The organism is Helicobacter sp. NHP19-003 (assembly GCF_019703305.1).
Classification (GTDB): domain Bacteria; phylum Campylobacterota; class Campylobacteria; order Campylobacterales; family Helicobacteraceae; genus Helicobacter; species Helicobacter gastrocanis.
The window spans coordinates 771,899-788,346 of record NZ_AP024814.1 but is presented as its reverse complement, the minus strand read 5'-3'; the positions used below and the strand labels follow the sequence as shown (position 1 = coordinate 788,346).

Annotated in this window: 18 protein-coding genes and 2 pseudogenes; 13 read left to right on the top strand and 7 right to left on the bottom strand. The window is 48.4% G+C overall.

Annotated features, from left to right (window positions below):
- Position 1 precedes the first annotated feature (1 nt).
- The 4 genes from K6J72_RS04175 to K6J72_RS04160 all read left to right on the top strand — a co-directional run bounded on the left by K6J72_RS04175 (position 2) and on the right by K6J72_RS04160 (position 3,830).
- Positions 2–568 (top strand): 2-oxoacid:acceptor oxidoreductase family protein, encoded by a 567-nt coding sequence (locus tag K6J72_RS04175; protein ID WP_221278907.1) that lies wholly within the window; start codon positions 2–4, stop codon positions 566–568.
- Positions 568–2,493 (top strand): diaminopimelate decarboxylase, encoded by a 1,926-nt coding sequence (gene lysA / locus K6J72_RS04170; protein WP_221278906.1) that lies wholly within the window; start codon positions 568–570, stop codon positions 2,491–2,493. The genes K6J72_RS04175 and lysA overlap by 1 nt, the downstream gene beginning before the upstream one ends.
- Complete coding sequence (locus K6J72_RS04165; protein ID WP_221278905.1) at positions 2,483–3,370, top strand: DUF2156 domain-containing protein; 888 nt, start codon at positions 2,483–2,485, stop codon at positions 3,368–3,370. The genes lysA and K6J72_RS04165 overlap by 11 nt, the downstream gene beginning before the upstream one ends.
- Before the next feature lie 73 nt (positions 3,371–3,443).
- Positions 3,444–3,830, top strand: coding sequence for a hypothetical protein (locus tag K6J72_RS04160; RefSeq protein WP_221278904.1), 387 nt, complete (start codon positions 3,444–3,446; stop codon positions 3,828–3,830).
- Here K6J72_RS04160 and K6J72_RS04155 read toward each other — a convergent pair.
- From K6J72_RS04155 to K6J72_RS04130, 6 genes and pseudogenes are all read right to left on the bottom strand, one after another.
- Complete coding sequence (locus K6J72_RS04155) at positions 3,827–4,171, bottom strand: SEL1-like repeat protein (protein ID WP_221278903.1); 345 nt, start codon at positions 4,169–4,171, stop codon at positions 3,827–3,829. The two genes, K6J72_RS04160 and K6J72_RS04155, sit on opposite strands and share 4 nt — an antisense overlap.
- Positions 4,172–4,190: 19 nt before the next feature.
- Positions 4,191–4,685 carry an SEL1-like repeat protein gene (locus tag K6J72_RS04150; RefSeq protein ID WP_221278902.1) on the bottom strand — a complete coding sequence of 165 codons (495 nt, stop codon included), beginning with the start codon at positions 4,683–4,685 and terminating at the stop codon, positions 4,191–4,193.
- A 33-nt stretch (positions 4,686–4,718) separates the two neighbouring features.
- Positions 4,719–5,976: pseudogene (locus tag K6J72_RS04145) on the bottom strand (RNA polymerase factor sigma-54).
- Positions 5,976–6,698 carry an LPS export ABC transporter ATP-binding protein gene (lptB, locus tag K6J72_RS04140; protein ID WP_221278901.1) on the bottom strand — a complete coding sequence of 241 codons (723 nt, stop codon included), beginning with the start codon at positions 6,696–6,698 and terminating at the stop codon, positions 5,976–5,978. The pseudogene K6J72_RS04145 and the gene lptB overlap by 1 nt, the downstream one beginning before the upstream one ends.
- Positions 6,691–7,110 (bottom strand): tRNA (adenosine(37)-N6)-threonylcarbamoyltransferase complex ATPase subunit type 1 TsaE, encoded by a 420-nt coding sequence (tsaE, locus tag K6J72_RS04135; RefSeq protein WP_221278900.1) that lies wholly within the window; start codon positions 7,108–7,110, stop codon positions 6,691–6,693. Before tsaE ends, lptB begins: the two co-directional genes overlap by 8 nt.
- Complete coding sequence (locus K6J72_RS04130; RefSeq protein ID WP_260320486.1) at positions 7,111–8,538, bottom strand: DNA polymerase III subunit gamma/tau; 1,428 nt, start codon at positions 8,536–8,538, stop codon at positions 7,111–7,113.
- Positions 8,539–8,645: 107 nt separating this feature from the next.
- Between K6J72_RS04130 and ggt the strand changes: the two genes are divergently transcribed.
- The 9 genes and pseudogenes from ggt (at position 8,646) to K6J72_RS04085 (ending at position 16,199) form a co-directional block, all read left to right on the top strand.
- Positions 8,646–10,319, top strand: coding sequence for a gamma-glutamyltransferase (gene ggt, locus K6J72_RS04125; RefSeq protein WP_221278899.1), 1,674 nt, complete (start codon positions 8,646–8,648; stop codon positions 10,317–10,319).
- Positions 10,319–11,071: a spermine/spermidine synthase domain-containing protein gene (locus tag K6J72_RS04120; RefSeq protein ID WP_221278898.1), complete on the top strand. Its 753-nt coding sequence runs from the start codon at positions 10,319–10,321 to the stop codon at positions 11,069–11,071. Before ggt ends, K6J72_RS04120 begins: the two co-directional genes overlap by 1 nt.
- Positions 11,068–11,655 carry a dephospho-CoA kinase gene (gene coaE / locus K6J72_RS04115; protein ID WP_221278897.1) on the top strand — a complete coding sequence of 196 codons (588 nt, stop codon included), beginning with the start codon at positions 11,068–11,070 and terminating at the stop codon, positions 11,653–11,655. Before K6J72_RS04120 ends, coaE begins: the two co-directional genes overlap by 4 nt.
- Positions 11,652–12,431, top strand: a pseudogene (locus K6J72_RS04110) (DNA-methyltransferase). Before coaE ends, K6J72_RS04110 begins: the two are co-directional and overlap by 4 nt.
- Positions 12,419–12,952, top strand: coding sequence for an HNH endonuclease (locus tag K6J72_RS04105; RefSeq protein WP_260320485.1), 534 nt, complete (start codon positions 12,419–12,421; stop codon positions 12,950–12,952). The pseudogene K6J72_RS04110 and the gene K6J72_RS04105 overlap by 13 nt, the downstream one beginning before the upstream one ends.
- 192 nt (positions 12,953–13,144) lie before the next feature.
- Positions 13,145–13,573, top strand: coding sequence for a 50S ribosomal protein L13 (gene rplM / locus K6J72_RS04100; RefSeq protein WP_221278896.1), 429 nt, complete (start codon positions 13,145–13,147; stop codon positions 13,571–13,573).
- A 4-nt stretch (positions 13,574–13,577) separates the two neighbouring features.
- Positions 13,578–13,967, top strand: coding sequence for a 30S ribosomal protein S9 (gene rpsI / locus K6J72_RS04095; RefSeq protein ID WP_053941165.1), 390 nt, complete (start codon positions 13,578–13,580; stop codon positions 13,965–13,967).
- 21 nt (positions 13,968–13,988) lie between these two features.
- A complete protein-coding gene (locus tag K6J72_RS04090; protein ID WP_260320483.1) occupies positions 13,989–15,356 on the top strand; it encodes an MATE family efflux transporter in 1,368 nt (455 codons plus the stop codon).
- A gap of 99 nt (positions 15,357–15,455) precedes the next feature.
- Positions 15,456–16,199, top strand: a complete 744-nt coding sequence (locus tag K6J72_RS04085) for a J domain-containing protein (RefSeq protein WP_221278895.1) — start codon at positions 15,456–15,458, stop codon at positions 16,197–16,199.
- Here the strand turns inward: K6J72_RS04085 and K6J72_RS04080 are convergent, their stop codons facing one another.
- On the bottom strand, positions 16,200–16,415 hold the full coding sequence (locus K6J72_RS04080) for an HP1242/YdcH family protein (RefSeq protein WP_221278894.1): 216 nt from the start codon (positions 16,413–16,415) through the stop codon (positions 16,200–16,202).
- Between the last annotated feature and the right edge of the window lie 33 nt (positions 16,416–16,448).

Genomic DNA, 16,448 nt, shown 5'->3' with positions numbered 1-16,448 from the left:
CATGGAAACACAATTGCGTTTTACGGGCGTGGGTGGGCAGGGCGTGCTTTTGGCGGGCGAAATTTTAGCCGAAGCCAAGATTGCCGCCGGGGGCTTTGGCACTAAAACCTCCACTTACACAAGCCAGGTTAGAGGTGGTCCCACGAAGGTGGATATTATTTTAAGCCCCAATGAAATCATCTACCCTTATGCCAAAGAGGGCGAGGTTGATTTTATGCTCTCCGTGGCGCAGAGCAGCTACCAACTCTTTAAAAACGATGTCAAAGAGGGGGGGATTATGGTGGTTGATCCTAATTTAGTCCAACCCACACCCGAAGACGAAGCGAAGTTTCAGCTCTATAAACTCCCCATCATCGCCATTGCCAAAGAAGAGGTCGGCAATATCATCACGCAATCGGTGGTGGCGTTGGCGATCACAGTCGTTTTAACGGGCTGTGTGGACAAGGAACAAGTCTTAAAAACAATGATCGCCAAAGTCCCCGCTAAGGTCGTGGAGCTGAATAAAAAAGCCTTTGAAATCGGGGAAGCCCACGCCCTAAAAGCGCTTGCGGCAAGAAAAATCTCTTAGTGTTAGACCCCACACAAATCACCGCTCTGGCGGACAAAACCCCCTTTTATCTTTACGATTTGGAGGGTGTGCAAAACGCCTTTTTGGAGTTTAAAGAAGTCTTTAAGGGGCGTAAATCGCTCATTTGCTATGCCCTAAAGGCCAATTCTAATTTAGCCCTCTTGGAGGTTTTAGCCAAAGCAGGGGCTGGGGCAGATTGCGTGTCTATCTATGAGGTCCATCGCGCGCTCTTGGCAGGCATCGCGCCCTATAAAATCATCTTTAGCGGGGTGGGTAAATTAGAGAGCGAAATTGTCGAAGCCCTAGAAAAGGGGATTTTATTTTTAAATGTGGAGTCCTTTGAAGAGCTGCGCCTCATCGAGCGAATCGCCAAAGAAAAGCACACCAAAGCCCGCATTAGTGTTAGAGTGAACCCCAACATTGACCCCGCCACCCACCCCTATATCTCTACGGGGCTGTGGGAGAATAAATTTGGCGTGGAGGAAAAAGAGGCGATGCAAATGTTCATGTTTGCCAAACAATCCGCCTTTTTAGAGCCCATCGCTTTGCATTTTCACATCGGTTCGCAACTCTTGCAACTAGCCCCCCTAGAGCAGGCCTTTGAGAAAATGGCGGCTTTAGCCCGCTTTTTGCTGGCCAGTGGGGTGGAGCTTAAATTCTTTGACATTGGAGGGGGGCTTGGCGTGGCTTACAACGAAACACAAGAGCCCATCCCCCTACAGAGTTATGCCACCTCCTTGTTTCAAGCCACAAAGGGGCTAGATTTAACGATCATTTGCGAGCCGGGGCGGCGTATTGTGGCAGATCATGGGGTCTTGATCACTAAGGTGCAATACACCAAGTCTAACGCGCGCAAACACTTTGCCATTGTGGATTTAGGCATGAACGATTTTATGCGCCCCGCCCTCTACCAAGCCACCCACCCCGTGCGCCCCCTTATCCCCACCACAGCCCGTAAAGTGGTTTATGACTTAGTGGGTCCCATTTGTGAAAGTGCGGATTGCTTTGTCAAGGGTGTCGAGTTGCCCGAGCTGAAACGGGGGGACTTATTGGTCTTTGAAAAAGTGGGGGCCTATGGGGCGAGCATGGCAAGCCACTACAACAGCCGTCCTAATCTTTTAGAGCTAGGACTTGAGGGCGGTATGATCCGCACACTCAAAGAGCGCGAAGACTTTTTTGACTTGGTTAGACACGAAATGGGGCATTTAAAGAGAGAGGGTATTGTGTCTAAACGGGCGCAAATTGATCAAATTGATGCAAGCTTAATCAAGCTCTTAAACGAGCGCTTTAGCTTAAGTGCACAAATTGCCAAGGACAAACACCAAACGGGGGTGAGTGTCTACAACCCCATTAGGGAAGCCGAGATTTTTGCCAAAGTAGGGAGGCGACTAGAGAGCGTTTACACGGAGATTTTAAGCGTGTCTAGGGGGCTTGTTTTCCCCGAGCAAGTGGGGGTGAGCGCACGCACCAACATTGCAAGGCGGATTTTGGGACAACAGGTGAAGTTGCAGCTTTACACCCCTAAGCGACTCTTTAGTGCCCTACTGCTTAAGGGTGTGGATTATGGACTTTTGGAAATCAAGCGCACCTGTGCCTACGCTGAGGGGCTAAAAGCATTGGCGGTCTATGTAGGCAGACAGGATTTAGAAATCGCCCACAGCTTTAAGGTCGGGGGGGCGTGGTGTCTACTCATCGGACGGTTTGGCTTTTTGGCGCAAACAAACCCCACACGCAAAGCCCTATGGTTTGAGCCAACACAGACCCAAGAAGTGCAAGCCTTGCTAAAGACTTACGCCAACCCCTACTTTAGTGCTACAAAATTTGGGGGCTTGTTGGAGATAGACCTTGATTTAGACTTGCCCCCCCATTTAAATCCCCTGATTTTAGGCACTTATTCTAATACACGGAGAGCATGTGGAGTTTAACCCTCTAAATTTGGCGCAAAGAAACACCCTAGATTCTGCCCTGAAGGCGGATAATTTCATCGTGGGCGATGTTAACTTTACAAATTTATATCTGTGGCAAAACGCTAGAGAGATTCGCCTAGCCTTTGCGGGGGGCTGTGTGGTGATCAAAACCACTTACCCCAACCAAGCTCCCTTTTATTTTTACCCCATAGGCGGAGGGGATAAAAGGGCGGTGTTAGAGCAACTCATCAACCACGCAAAGGCGCAAAGGGAAGTTTTGGAGTTTAGAGCCTTGCAAAGCGAGCACAAAAACGAGCTGGAGCGGCTTTTCCCCAACGCCTTTAGCTATGAAGCCCAAAGGGATCGCTTTGACTATGTCTACAGCGTAGCCGAGCTCATCAATTTGCAGGGCAAGAAGTTTCATAAAAAGAAAAACCACCTAAATGCTTTTTTAAAGCTTTACCCCAATTACAGCTATGAGCCCATCAGCCTCTTAAATATTCCCGAGCTAAAACTTGCCCTACAAGAATGGCACAAGCTAGACGACCCGCAAGACTTGGGGCTAAAACACGAGCATGGCGGGATTTTGAGCGTGCTTGCAATTTATGAGAGCTTGCCCTTGTTAGGGGGGGTGATTAAGATTGATGGGCGCATTGTGGCGATGAGCTTTGGGGAGAAGTTGAACCCTACAATGGCACTCATCCACATTGAAAAGGCAGACCCGAGCGTGCGGGGGGGCTACCAAATGATTAACCAACAGCTCCTAAAACACGCCTTCACTGATTGCGTGCATGTGAATAGAGAGGAAGACCTAGGCATTGAAGGCTTAAGGCAGGCGAAAATGGGCTACAACCCCGTGTTTTTAGTGGAGAAACACCATGCCCGCTTGGTCTAAAACTTTAGACCTAAATTACCATTGATTAGTTTTAGTGTCCTAAAATGAGGCATTACATTAGAAGGAGTCTCTTATGGATTTACTGATACGGCAACTGAAACACGAAGACCTGCAAGAGTTCCAGCAACTTGTGGCAAAATTCGGGGCGAGTGTAACGATCTTGCCCGACATTAAAAACGCCCCCCAACCTTCTTTGTTGCAAAGACTCTCTGACGAGCCTGTTGAAATCAACATGCCCCTTGTCGAAGGGGCGTTTGTGGCGACTTTAAACCGAGAGAAAAAAGAAGTCTACAAAGCTTGCTATGCTAGGCGTTGCCATGATGCCCTAAACACACAACGACACCGCCACGACCACCACAAGCTCGGCTGTGGGCGCACGCACCACGCCGACAAATTCGCCGAACGCCCCCTACACCACAGCGACAGAGACTCCGACTCTGGGTTTGGGATGGATATTTAGAGCCATTGCTCCAAGTCTTGCATGGCTTGGGTGTGCTTGCCATCGGGCGCGCCGTCTTCTTCGTAGGTTTGGTAGTTTTTAATCGCCTCTGTGTAGAGCCCTTTGGCTTTTTCAATGTCTTGCGCCACACCCTGCCCCAGCTCGTACATTTTGCCTAAAGCGTAAAACTCGTAGCCAAAGTCGTTCTCTTTTCTAGCGATTTTGCAAAAGTACTCAAACGCCTTCAAATATTCTTGCACCATGTGGGGCGTGCCGCACACATCGCCATTGTATTGGTTAAACAAATCGAGCAAAGCGTCATCGCTCAAATGCAAAGACAAATGGGATAAATCCTCTAGCATGGGCATCCTTATTTTGGGGTTAAAAAGAGAGCCTTCTTTTCGCTCTAGGGTTGGGTTTTTTGAGATAAAGACGCAAATAGGACTTGGTAACTTCTAATTTCGCCTCGCTCAACTTGCTTTGGTAGTGCAGAGCCTTTTGAGAGTCTTGCTCTACGCCATCGCCCATTTCATACGCCGCAATGAGCTTAGTCAAGGCGTGGATATAAATCCACTGCGTTTTTACCCCCACTTGCACCACACCCTGATAGCACGACAAGGCTTTCTGCATGTCTTTAGCCACGCCCTGCCCCTTCTCATACATTTGCGCTAGGCGGTGAAAAACCTGCCCATTGCGGCAATGCCCTAGCACAATCTGTTTATACAGACTAAACGCCCTTAAGTAGTCTTGCACGCTGTGGGGGCAAAAGCGCACGCGCGCAAGCCCCGCTGCCTGCCTCTTACCACACCCATTGTAGGCATTAAACATCTCTAACAAAGCGGTATCCGTCAAATTTAAACCCATTTCAGCGGACATGCAACTCCTTTTGCAGGCGGTGATTTTAGCATGCTATGTTAAATCCAGCACCATACTATACAGCCTTTTGCGTTCTGTGGAGCTGGCAATGTTTAAGAGTTTGCGGTATTTGGTGATCGTGCGGCGCACCATTTTAAGCCCAAATTGCTGCTCCACCAGCTCCAAAATCTTTAAATCACTCATGGGATGCTGGCGGTCTTCTTTGCTAATCAGCTCTAACAAAAACTCTTTAATGGCGGCGTTAGACACATCACCCTCTAAGGCGGTGGCAAAAAAGCTTTTAATGGCAAACACCCCCCGGTTGCACGCCAAATACTTATTAGAAATCGCCCGTGAAATGGTGCTGGCAGCATAGCCAAACTCTTCGGCAATATCCACCAAGCGCATGGGCTTGATCGCTCCACCCTTGAAGAAATCGTATTGATACTCTACGAGCATCAACCCGATTTTTTGGATGGTCTGATGGCGCATCTGCAAAGCATCCACCAAATCCCTAGCCTCTTTGAGTTTCTCTTTTAAATACCCATTGTTTGCGGTGATTTTATGTTGTTCTAGCACCACTTTAGGGTAATAGCCCTCATTGAGCTGTACGCTAATGTCCCCGTCTTCTTCAAGCACCAAAATGTCGGGGATGATGGGGGGCAAACTCTCGGCAAAATCTAGGGCGGGGGGTTTTTAAAGGAAGTGATGACCTGCATGGCTTTGGGGTATAGGGGTTGTTGCGGTGCTGTTGGTGCTGCTTTAAATCTTTTAAAATTTTGGCGCAAAGCTCATAAGTGGGCGTGTCCAGCTCCTCGTGCTGGGCAAGCTGGAAATTAAAACTCTCTAGCAAATCGCACGCCCCGATGCCCGGGGGGTCTAAATAGGCAAATCTTTGGCGCACCTTTTCATAGTCGCTTGTTGCCACACCCAAGCTCAAGGCTTGCGCCTGTATATCGCCCTCAAAATACCCTTCGGGACTTAGGTTGTCTATGATGTCGGCAGCGATGATTAGAGACATTTCCGTGGGGAATAGGGGGGGTAAGAGTTGCTCGCTTAGGGTGTCGTGTAGGCTCTTTTGACACACACTTAGGCGTTCGATTTGCTCGCCCAAAGCGTTTTTAGGGGGCTTGTAAAACTTGTGGCTACTAAAGTCTGTGCGCATGCCACTTTGCACCCGCACAAAGGGGTTGTCTTTGGCACAATTTAGCAAGGTTTCTTCAATTTCTAGCGGATCGCTTTGTAAAATGGGCAACCAGCTTTTGAGGGTAGCGGAGAGTTTGTTTTTGAGATTGGGGCGGGCGCGTAACATTAAGCCTTAAAGTTCTCCCCTAAGTAGTGTTTACGCACTAAGGGGTTGTCGTAAATTTGCGCCGCGCTCCCGCTAGCAAGCAAAGTACCGCTTTTAATCACATACGCCCTATGGCACACACTTAGGGTTTCGCGCACATTGTGGTCGGTGATCAACACCCCGATATTCATCTCTACTAGGTGTTCTATGATTTTTTGTATGTCTAACACCGCAATGGGGTCAACCCCCGCAAAGGGCTCGTCCAATAAAATAAATTTGGGGTTTTTCACCAACGCCCTAGCGATCTCCACCCTTCTGCGCTCCCCCCCACTTAAAGACATCCCTCTGCGCTCCCTGATGGCCTGGATGTTGAAGGCGTTTAGCATTTCTTCAATGCGCTCCAACGCTTCCTTATTGCTCTTAAAAGTCGTTTGGGCGGCGAGCATTAAATTATCCTGTACGCTCAAATCCTTAAAAATACTCGACTCTTGGGGCAGGTAGCCGATTCCCATGTTGGAGCGTTGGTGTAGGGGGTAGCTAGACAAATCGATGTCGTTTAAATACACCTTGCCCCCGCTGGGCTGCAAGAGCCCGCAAATCATATAAAAAGTCGTGGTTTTGCCCGCCCCATTAGGCCCAAGCAAGCCCACCACCTGCCCGCTTTCTACTTCTAGCGACACATCGTGTACGATCTTGGTCTTTTTGATCTGTTTGCTTAGATTTTCGGCTTTGAGTTTATCCATGGGTTAACTTATAGTGGCAGGTTTCATCGCCCCTCTTAAGACTTAAAACTAGGGGGCTAAAGCCACAGGATTTGAGCCAAGAAAGCAAATGAAAATCCCCCCACTCAATGAAATGCACCCCGCCCTGCTCTAGGTTCTCCAACACCCCTAAAGCGTGCAGTTCTTCAAAACCCTTTAAATAGAAGTCGTAATGGTAAATACAAAGTTTAGGGGTCTTGTAAATGTGCAATAGATTGAAAGTGGGCGAAGTGGCTAAAGGGGCTTGGTGCGCCCTGCAAAAATGTTGCACGAAAGTGGTTTTACCGCTGCCTAAATCCCCTTGTAAAAATATGAGCGCATGTGTGGTCAAATGTGCTTGCAGGGCTTGCACCACTTGGGGGATTTGTGCTAGGCTGGCGTGCATGTCTAGCATTTAGAAGTCCTCTACCTTGCCATCGGTCGTGCCGAGTTTGTCTTGCATGGCTTGCATTAAAGAGGGGTTGTTCTCTTTAAACTGCTCTAGGGGTCTTGGCTTGGATTTATCGGTTTCAATGCGCGCACTTGGGCCAAAGACTTCTTTTAAGCAGGGCACAATCAAGGTCTTGTAATGCTGGCGCAAGAGCAAATTTGCGCCCTCATCAGCACTAGAGTGTAGGAACAAAACTCCATTGCCGAAGGACTGAAACACTAAAAACTCCCTAAACACCCTACCTAACTCGGCATTTGTGCTCTCAATTTTGGCAATGAATTGTTGGAACAACTCTTTTGGTCCGGCTTGTGGGGCTGTGGGGGGCGTGGGGGCTTGAGCGGGGAGCTGTGCTTGCGTGGTGGGGGCAGGTTTTGGTGTGGCGGTTTGGGGGGTCTGTTGTAGGCTGGCCTGCATTTTAAGCGTATTTAAGGCGAGCACAAAATCCCCATCCGCCCCATAATTTAGCAGAGGTTGCGCCTGCGCCACTGCGCTCATGAAAGGCTCTAGCACTCCCAAAGACCACTTTTGGCTAAACATGGCTTCTTTTAAAAAGCGTGCCATTTCTTCAAGCACCATCGCCGTGTCATGTTCGGCTAAAGTCCGTAAAAGGCTCTCTACACTCGTCCCGGCGATTAAAGCGTTGAAAAACTCTTCTAAAATTTTACTATCCACAAGCCCTAACATTTGGCTTGTGGCAAGCGCACTCACGCTCTGATCGCCATAGCTGATGGCTTGCTCGGCTAAAGTCAAGGTGTCGCGCAAACTCCCCCCCCCACTCCTAGCAAGCATTTCTAAGGCCGGCTCTTCAAAGTCCACATCTTCTTTCTCAAAAATAAATTTCAAATGCGCCACAACCGCCTTAAGGGGGATTTTCTTAAAGTGGAATTGTTGCGTGCGGCTCAAGATCGTGGCGGGGAGTTTAAAGGGGTCGGTGGTGGCTAAAATGAATTTGACATGGGCTGGGGGCTCCTCTAAGGTCTTCAACAAGGCGTTGAAGGCTTCCTTAGTGAGCATATGCACCTCATCGATGATGAAGATTTTAAAACGCCCCAAAGAGGGTTTGTACCTGCTTTGCTCAATGATGCCGCGCACATCTTCAATCCGCCGATGGGACGCGCCGTCCATCTCTATGGTGTCTAAATGCGTGCCTTGCAAACTCTCTACACAAGAGGAGCAAGCATCGCAAGGCGTGGCACTAATGCCCTTTGCACATTGCAAAGCCCTAGCAAAAATGCGTGCACTGCTCGTCTTGCCGCTCCCCCTAAGTCCGCTAAACAAATAGGCGTGCGCTAACAGCCCCTTTTCCAGGGCAAGGCCCAAAGTTTTGGCGACACTCTCCTGCCCCACCAGCTCGCTAAAATGTTTGGGGCGGTATTTCAGTGCAAGACTCAAACAGCATCCTTTAAAGTGGATACAACATTATAGCCTAATTTGTATGAGGGCTTGGCTCAAGTAATTCATGCTAGAATGCCAGCTTTATTGAACTTTTGGAGGCAAATATGCGTGTATTGATGCGTTTATGCGCAATCGCTGTCGTCAATGTGGGTTTAGTCTTTGGAGCATCTTATCCCCCCATTAAGGGACGGGCATTAGCCTTAACAAGCCATGCCCTCGCCGATCAAGTCGGACAAAAGATTTTGGACGAGGGGGGCAATGCCATCGATGCAGCGGTGGCGATCGGTTACGCTTTGGCGGTGGTGCACCCGTCTTCTGGCAACCTAGGCGGAGGGGGGTTTGCTGTGGTGCATTTGGCTAATGGAGAAAATGTAACTTTAGACTTTAGGGAAAAAGCTCCCCTCAAAGCCACAAAAAACATGTATTTAGACAAACACGGCAATGTGATCCCTAACTTGAGCACCGATGGCTATTTGGCAGCAGGCGTGCCCGGCACCGTGGCGGGTTTAGAGGCGTTGCGTAAAAAATACGGTACGCGCAAGCTTGCCACCCTCATCCAACCCGCCATTGACCTAGCCCAAAAAGGCTTTAGACTCACCGAAAGACAAGGGCAGACCATGCTCGATGCCAAGCCCCGTTTTGCCAAATATGCCAGCAGCCGTAAATATTTTTTGAAAAAGGGCATGGTGTCTTATCAAGAGGGGGATTTATTCGTGCAAAAGGACCTGGCTAAGACCCTAACACTCATTAGGGACCAAGGGGCGAGTGCCTTTTACAAGGGCAAAATTGCGAATTTAATCGTGGAGGACATGCGCAAAAATGACGGCATCATCACCAAAAAGGACCTCGCCACTTACAATGTTGTGTGGCGCAAACCCGTGGTCGGTACTTACCGAGGTTATAAAATCATCTCTATGGGACCTCCCAGCTCAGGCGGCGCGCATGTGATCGAGATTTTAAACACCATAGAGAACGCTAACCTGCACAAACTCGGCTTTGGCTCTAGCAAGACCATCCACATCATGGCAGAGGCAATGCGCCAGGCTTACGCCGACCGCTCCGTGTTTATGGGCGATCCTGACTTCATCACCATCCCCCTAGAAAAGCTTACCAGCAAGGAATATGCCAAAGAGATTTATAAACACATCCAGCCCGACAAAGCCACTCCCAGCGGCCAAATCAACCCTGGGCTAGGACAACTGCATGAGGGCAAAAACACCACGCATTACTCTGTCGCCGACAAATGGGGCAATGCTGTGAGCATCACCTACACCATCAACAACTACTACGGCAGTGCCGCAGCGGTCAATGGGGCAGGCTTCTTGCTCAACGATGAAATGGACGACTTCTCCATCAAACCGGGCACCCCTAACCTTTACGGGCTTGTGGGCGGAGAGGCCAACGCCATCGAGCCTAACAAACGCCCCTTAAGCTCCATGTCCCCCACCATCGTGCTTAAAAATAATAAAATCTTCATGGTGGTGGGCAGCCCCGGGGGCGCAAGAATCATCACCACTGTGCTTCAGGTCATCAGCAATGTCATTGACCATAAAATGGACATCTCCCAAGCCGTGAGTGCACCCCGTTTCCACATGCAATGGCTGCCCGATGAAATCCGCACCGAACCCTATGGCATGGTTAAAGATGTGCAAGAGAACCTAGAAAAAATGGGTTACCACATTGTGGTCAAACCCGTGATGGGCGATGTGAATGCGATTATGATCAACTCCAAGAGCCATATGATGTATGGCGCGCACGACCCCCGTAAGGAATTTTAATGTTTGCATTTGATCCAATAAAAACCCTAGAAGGCAAGGGCTGTAAAGCCACTCTTTACAATTCCCAAATGGGGCAAACCGCCCACATCACAGGGAAACAGGGGGGGCTGCTCTTGCAAGAGTACCCCTACTTAGAGGCCGAGCTTTTAGCCCACATCGCCGCTTGCACACACCCAAACCCAAAAGAAGCCTTGATTTTAGGGGGCTTTAACACAGAAATCGCCTTTGAGCTGTTGCGCCACGAACGCTTAAAAGTGGATTTCGTGCAAGAAGAGGGGCAGGTTTTAGAGGGCTTGAAAGGCTTTTTGCCCCACCTAGACGCGCTAAAAGCCAACCTCAACTTCAAGCAATACTCCAAAATCCTAGATTTAGAGGTGAAAAAATACGACTTGATTTTTGCTCTAAACACCCCCACAGCCCACCAAATTGATGGCTTGCAGCGCATGCTGGGTGTAGAGGGGATTTTAATTGTAAGCGCACCCAGCCCGCTTTTAGAGCCACAAGCCTTTAAACAGAGTGTGCAAGAGCTTGCCCCCCACTTTAGCGTGTTGATGCCCTTTTCTAGCCCCTACGCACCCTTGAGCACCCATTATCTCTTTGCTTCTAAGGCAGCCCACCCTCTAGCGGATTTGATTTTACAACGAGTGGACATGCTCGAGGGCTTGAGCCACTACAACGAGGACATCCACACCGCCGCTTTTGCCCAGCCCCAACGCTTACACCAAGACCATTTAGGGCTGTTTAAGAATTGAGCCTAAAACATGCCTTTGTGCTCACCGGGGGCATTGGTACGGGCAAAAGCACGGCAGCCAGCCTACTTGCCCTGCATGGCTACGCCATTGTAGATGCCGATAAAAGTACACATGCCCTATTAGAAAAACACGCTGCAGAGTTGATTAACATTTTTGGCGAGGGTGTCAGCGAAAAAGGGCAAATCTCACGCCCCAAACTAGGTGCGCTTGTCTTTGGCGACCCAGCTAAAAGGGCAACCCTTGAGGCGTTTTTACACCCCAAGATTCGCCTAGATTTATTGCAACAAGCCCACGCCCTTGAAACCGCTAAGAAGCCCTATTTCTTAGACATTCCGCTGTATTTTGAGATCGAGGGGCAACAGAGTTATGGCATTTCTCAAATCATCTTGGTTTATGCCCCTAGAGAAGTGCAAATGCAAAGAGTCGCTCAAAGGGACAACTTGAGCCGAGCGCAAATCTTAGAGCGCCTAAACGCCCAAATGGACATTGAGCTTAAGCGCACCCTAAGCCCCTACATCTTAGACAACTCCAAGGATTTAAAGCACCTACAAACACAGGTTGAAGCCTTTTTAAACAGCCTATGAGCCTTTATTTCAGCCACAAGAATATCTCTTTACACCACGCCAATGCCCTAGACCCCAAAGCCCTAGAAAAAGAGAGCCTCGATTGCACCATCACCTCCCCACCCTACAATGTCGGCATCGCCTACAACGCCAATGAGGATGGCCAAAGCTATTTAGAATATTTAGACTTCAGCACCGCATGGCTACAAAACGCCTATTTGTGGGCTAAGGATAGTGGCCGGCTGTGCTTGAATATCCCCTTAGATAAAAACAAGGGCGGGCAACAGAGCGTGGGGGCGGATTTGGTCACTTTGGCTAAAAAAGTGGGCTGGCTTTATCACAGCACCATCATTTGGAACTAGGGCAACATCTCTAGGCGTACGGCGTGGGGCAGCTGGCTTAGTGCGTCCGCTCCCTATGTCATCGCCCCCGTGGAGCTCATTGTCATTTTGTATAAGCGCACATGGCGCAAGACACACAGGGGGGAGAGCGACATTTCTAAAGAGGAATTTATGGCTTGGACGAATGGGCTTTGGCAGTTTAATGGGGAGTCTAAAAAGCGCATAGGACACCCCGCCCCCTTCCCCAGAGAATTGCCCCGCCGTTGCCTCAAACTCTTTTCCTTTGTGGGCGATGTCATTTGCGATCCCTTTAGTGGGAGCGGGACAACCATGCTCGAAGCTTACCTATACAAACGCGCCTTTGTGGGTTTAGAGCTGGATCAAAGCTATTGCGCCCTAGCCAAAGAGCGGTTTTTAAAGGAAGTGGCTAAAGAGAGGGGTTTATGGGACAATTAGATTTGATCATGGAGTTTTTTAAGGCAAATCCCAATCGGGACATCGCCCATCCGGAGGTGGTGGATTGGGTGGTCAAGACCTACAAAGAACGCACGGGCAAGGTGTTTAGGGATCCGGATAGGGGGATTTGCTCATTACACCAACAGGGCAAACTCATCAAAGTTTCTAAGGGTGTGTATCGTTACGACCCTAATTTTGTGCTACATCTAAATTTAGAGGATTTTAGCCCAGCTTTAAAAAAGCAAATCCTAAAACGAGATGGCTATCAATGCGTGATCTGTGGAGCTGGAGAAAAAGAGGGCGTGGAGTTGCATGTCGATCACATCAAGCCCAAAGACTTAGGGGGCAAAGCCACTTTAGAAAACGGGCAGACTTTATGCGCTAAACATGATTTCTTAAAAAAGAATTTTAATCAAACTTCAAACGGGCAAAAAGATGTTCTTACGCCTTTTAGAAAGCGCACAAGAGGCGGGGGAGGTGGAGCTCATCGCCTTTTTGGAGGAGGTGCTAGGCGTGTATGAAAAGCACGGCATTAATGGGCATGTGGTGTGGGGAAGGCCAAGCAAAGACTAGCTTGACTAGTGCTCTTGATGGCTAGCTTGCCTTCAAAAGCGTGCTGTGTGATAAAATAGCTTTAATCCCGCTTAAATTCAGTAAAATATAAGCTTTTTTCGCTAGAATAGGCGTTTTTGATATTTTACAAGGAACACGGGATGCAACTCACTAAGTCCATGAAAAATACAGACATCAAGCGCGAATGGGTCGTGCTGGATGCGAAGGATCAGGTTTTTGGGCGTTTAGTTACACGGGCAGCGGCTTTGCTCAGGGGCAAACACCGCCCCCACTTCACCCCTAATGTAGATTGTGGGGATTTTGTGGTGATCGTCAATGCGAGCCATGTGAAGTTCTCTAGCTTGAATAAGCTTAAAGACAAAGAATACTTCACCCACTCGGGCTATTTTGGCAGCACCAAGAGCAAAACCTTAGAAGAAATGCTAGAGAAAACCCCCGAAAAGCTCTTTTATCTCGCGGTGCGGGGCATGTTGCCTAAGACCAAACTCGGGCGGGCGATGATTAAAAAGCTCAAAGTCTATAAAGATGAAAAACACCCCCACACAGCTCAAGTGGGCAAAAAGGATTAAGTAGATGACAAAAATTTACGCCACAGGGAAAAGAAAGAGCGCGATCGCTAAGGTTTGGCTCACGCATGGGGACGGGCAATTAGACATCAATGGCATGGACTTAAACACATGGCTAGGCGGGCATGAGTCCATTAAAATGAAAGTGATGCAACCCTTAGTACTCACCAAACAAGAAGGCTTAGTGAGTGTGAAGGCGGTGGTCTTTGGGGGCGGTTACAGCGCACAAGCCGAAGCGCTAAGGCATGGCATTTCTAAGGCATTAAATCTCTATGACAGTGCCTTTAGGGCAATTTTAAAACCCAAAGGGCTTTTGACAAGGGATTCTCGTGTGGTGGAGCGGAAAAAATATGGCAAACGCAAGGCACGCCGCAGCCCACAATTCTCTAAACGCTAGGGAGTGCACAAGGGGGGGCGTGTGTCCGTTGATTTAAAAACCACGCCGATCCCTAGGCTTTTTTTCTATTATTTTATCCCTCTTGCCTTTTCTATGATCTCGCTCTCCACTTACTCCATGATTGATGGCATGTTTGTGGGCAATAAGCTAGGCAAGGACGCTCTCGCCGCGGTTGGGGTGTGTTGGCCCATTTTCCCTACTTTGATCGCCTTTGAGTTGCTTTTTGGTTTGGGAGCAGCCTCGATCGCCTCGTATTTTTTGGGTAAAAACCAAGCCAAACGCGCCCGTTTAGTCTTCAGCTCTGTCTTTTATTTTGTCGCCATCAGCATTGTCTTGATCAGCTGGTCGCTCGTGCCTTTTGGCGACAAAATCGCCAAAATGCTAGGCAGCTCGGACTTGCTCTTGCCGATGGTGTCTGTTTACCTCAAAGTGATTTTGATGGGGGCAATTTTTATGGTCTTGCACCCCCTAGCCGATGTCTTTGTAGTGAATGACAAACGCCCCATTTTGGCGATGGTTGCCATGCTGATCGGATCACTCACAAATATACTCTTTAATTACCTCTTACTCTATGTTTTTGAAGTCGGCATACATGGAAGTGCGATCGCCACGGTACTCGGGCATGCGGTGGGATTCTTTATCTTGCTCTCGCATTTTCTCTTAAAAAAGGGGCAGTTGCACTTTGTGTGGCGTTTCAACTGGGCAAGCGTGATCTCTTCGGCTAAAAGTGGCGTGCCCCAAAGCGTGTCCGAGCTGAGTGCCGCCATAGTCATGCTGCTCTTTAATTGGACAATCATGCACACGGTGGGGGAGCGGGGGGTGTCTATTTACGCCATCATCATGTACAATGGGATCATTTTTTGGACGACTTTGCTTTCTATCGGGCAGGGCATACAGCCCATTGCGAGTTTTAGCTATGGGGCAGGGCGTTTGGACCGGGTGCGTACCGCCTTTGGCTTTGGGCTTAAAGTGGCTCTGTGTGTGGGCGCGGTACTTTACATTGTCTTTTATTTCTTTGACAACCACTTGATTAAACTCTATGTGGATCGCAAACGCCTTTTAGAAGACCCCACTTTTTTGGTTGATAGCAAAAATGCCATGAATATTTATTATTTCGGGCATATTTTCTTGGGGATCAATCTCTTTTGTGCGGTCTTTTTTCAGTCCATACAACGCACCAAAAGCTCGTTTCTCATCACCATTTGCGAAACGATTGTGTTTATTGCGCTCTTGTTGCCGATTTTAAGCCATTTTTATGGGCTCAAGGGGATTTGGGTCGCCTATCCGCTTTCGCAATTTTTGGCCTTGATTGTAGCGGTGTTTGTGGTGCGTTGTGAATACAAACGAGGGACATTCCACAAAAACAACCCTGAAAAAAACATGTTATAATACGCCATGCAAATCAAAACGAAATTAGCAAAAACCCTCCCAGCTCCTCAAAAAAACCCCCTTACCAATCAGTTCATTGAAGTGTGTCTAGATCCCTCTTTGTATGCTAAAACGACCATTTACATTAAAAAACACTTCCCCGAGCATGTCAAATTCAAGCACACCTTGATTTTGCTCGAAAAAATGAGCCTCAAAAAAGCCTACTTATTAAACCGCTTGCTTTACGCCAAATACGCCCTACACCCTTTTAACTCCCCCGACATGTTTGACCTCTTATTGGAGAAAATCCTAAGCAACGCCCACTTGCCCGTGGTGTTTAAAGAGAGCTACACCCCAAAAATCAAGACTAAACCCCTCTTGGCCCTTGTACCAAAGGTGGAGATTCAGGCCATTTACATGCACTCCAGATTGGTATTTTACTACACGCATTTTTTGGCTCGGGAGTTCTTGCATAGCTTGTTTGCCCCCTTTATTTTGCTGGAAACCCCCTTTAAGGATAAAAGCAATAAAAGGGATTTTTTGCATGAAACCCACGCCCATTTGGATGCGTTGCAGGTGTTGATGGCGTTGAAAAATCCGCATTTCAAGTACGCCTATATACAATTCATCTACCCCACACAGAAGCTTTTTTTGACAAAACAAGAAGAATTGATTTTAAAAGCCTTGCGTACGCTAGGCTTAGGGGTGATGCACTCCAAAGAAGAGATCAAGCACCGCTACTTGGAGCTGGCAAAACTCTACCACCCAGACACCGCCTCCTCCACAAAGCCCCCCCACCGCAACATCCGCAAGCAACGGTTTTTGGAAGTGATGGAAGCTTATAAAATCCTCAAAAACTTGTAGCTAGTTTGCACCCTTGTGCTCTTGAATCATGCGGTAGATTTCATCTTTTAAGTGCAACTTTTTCTTTTTGAGAGCAACAACTTTGAGCTCATCGGTGTTGTGCGCCTCTAAAGTGGTGATCTCATCATCTAGAGCGTTGTGTTCCTCAAAAATTTTGTGGAAATGGGGGTTTTTATTGCTGAGTTCTTTGATTTCCTCCCGGTATTCGTGGAACATCCTTTTCTCCTTTCTAAATAAGGTCAATCATTA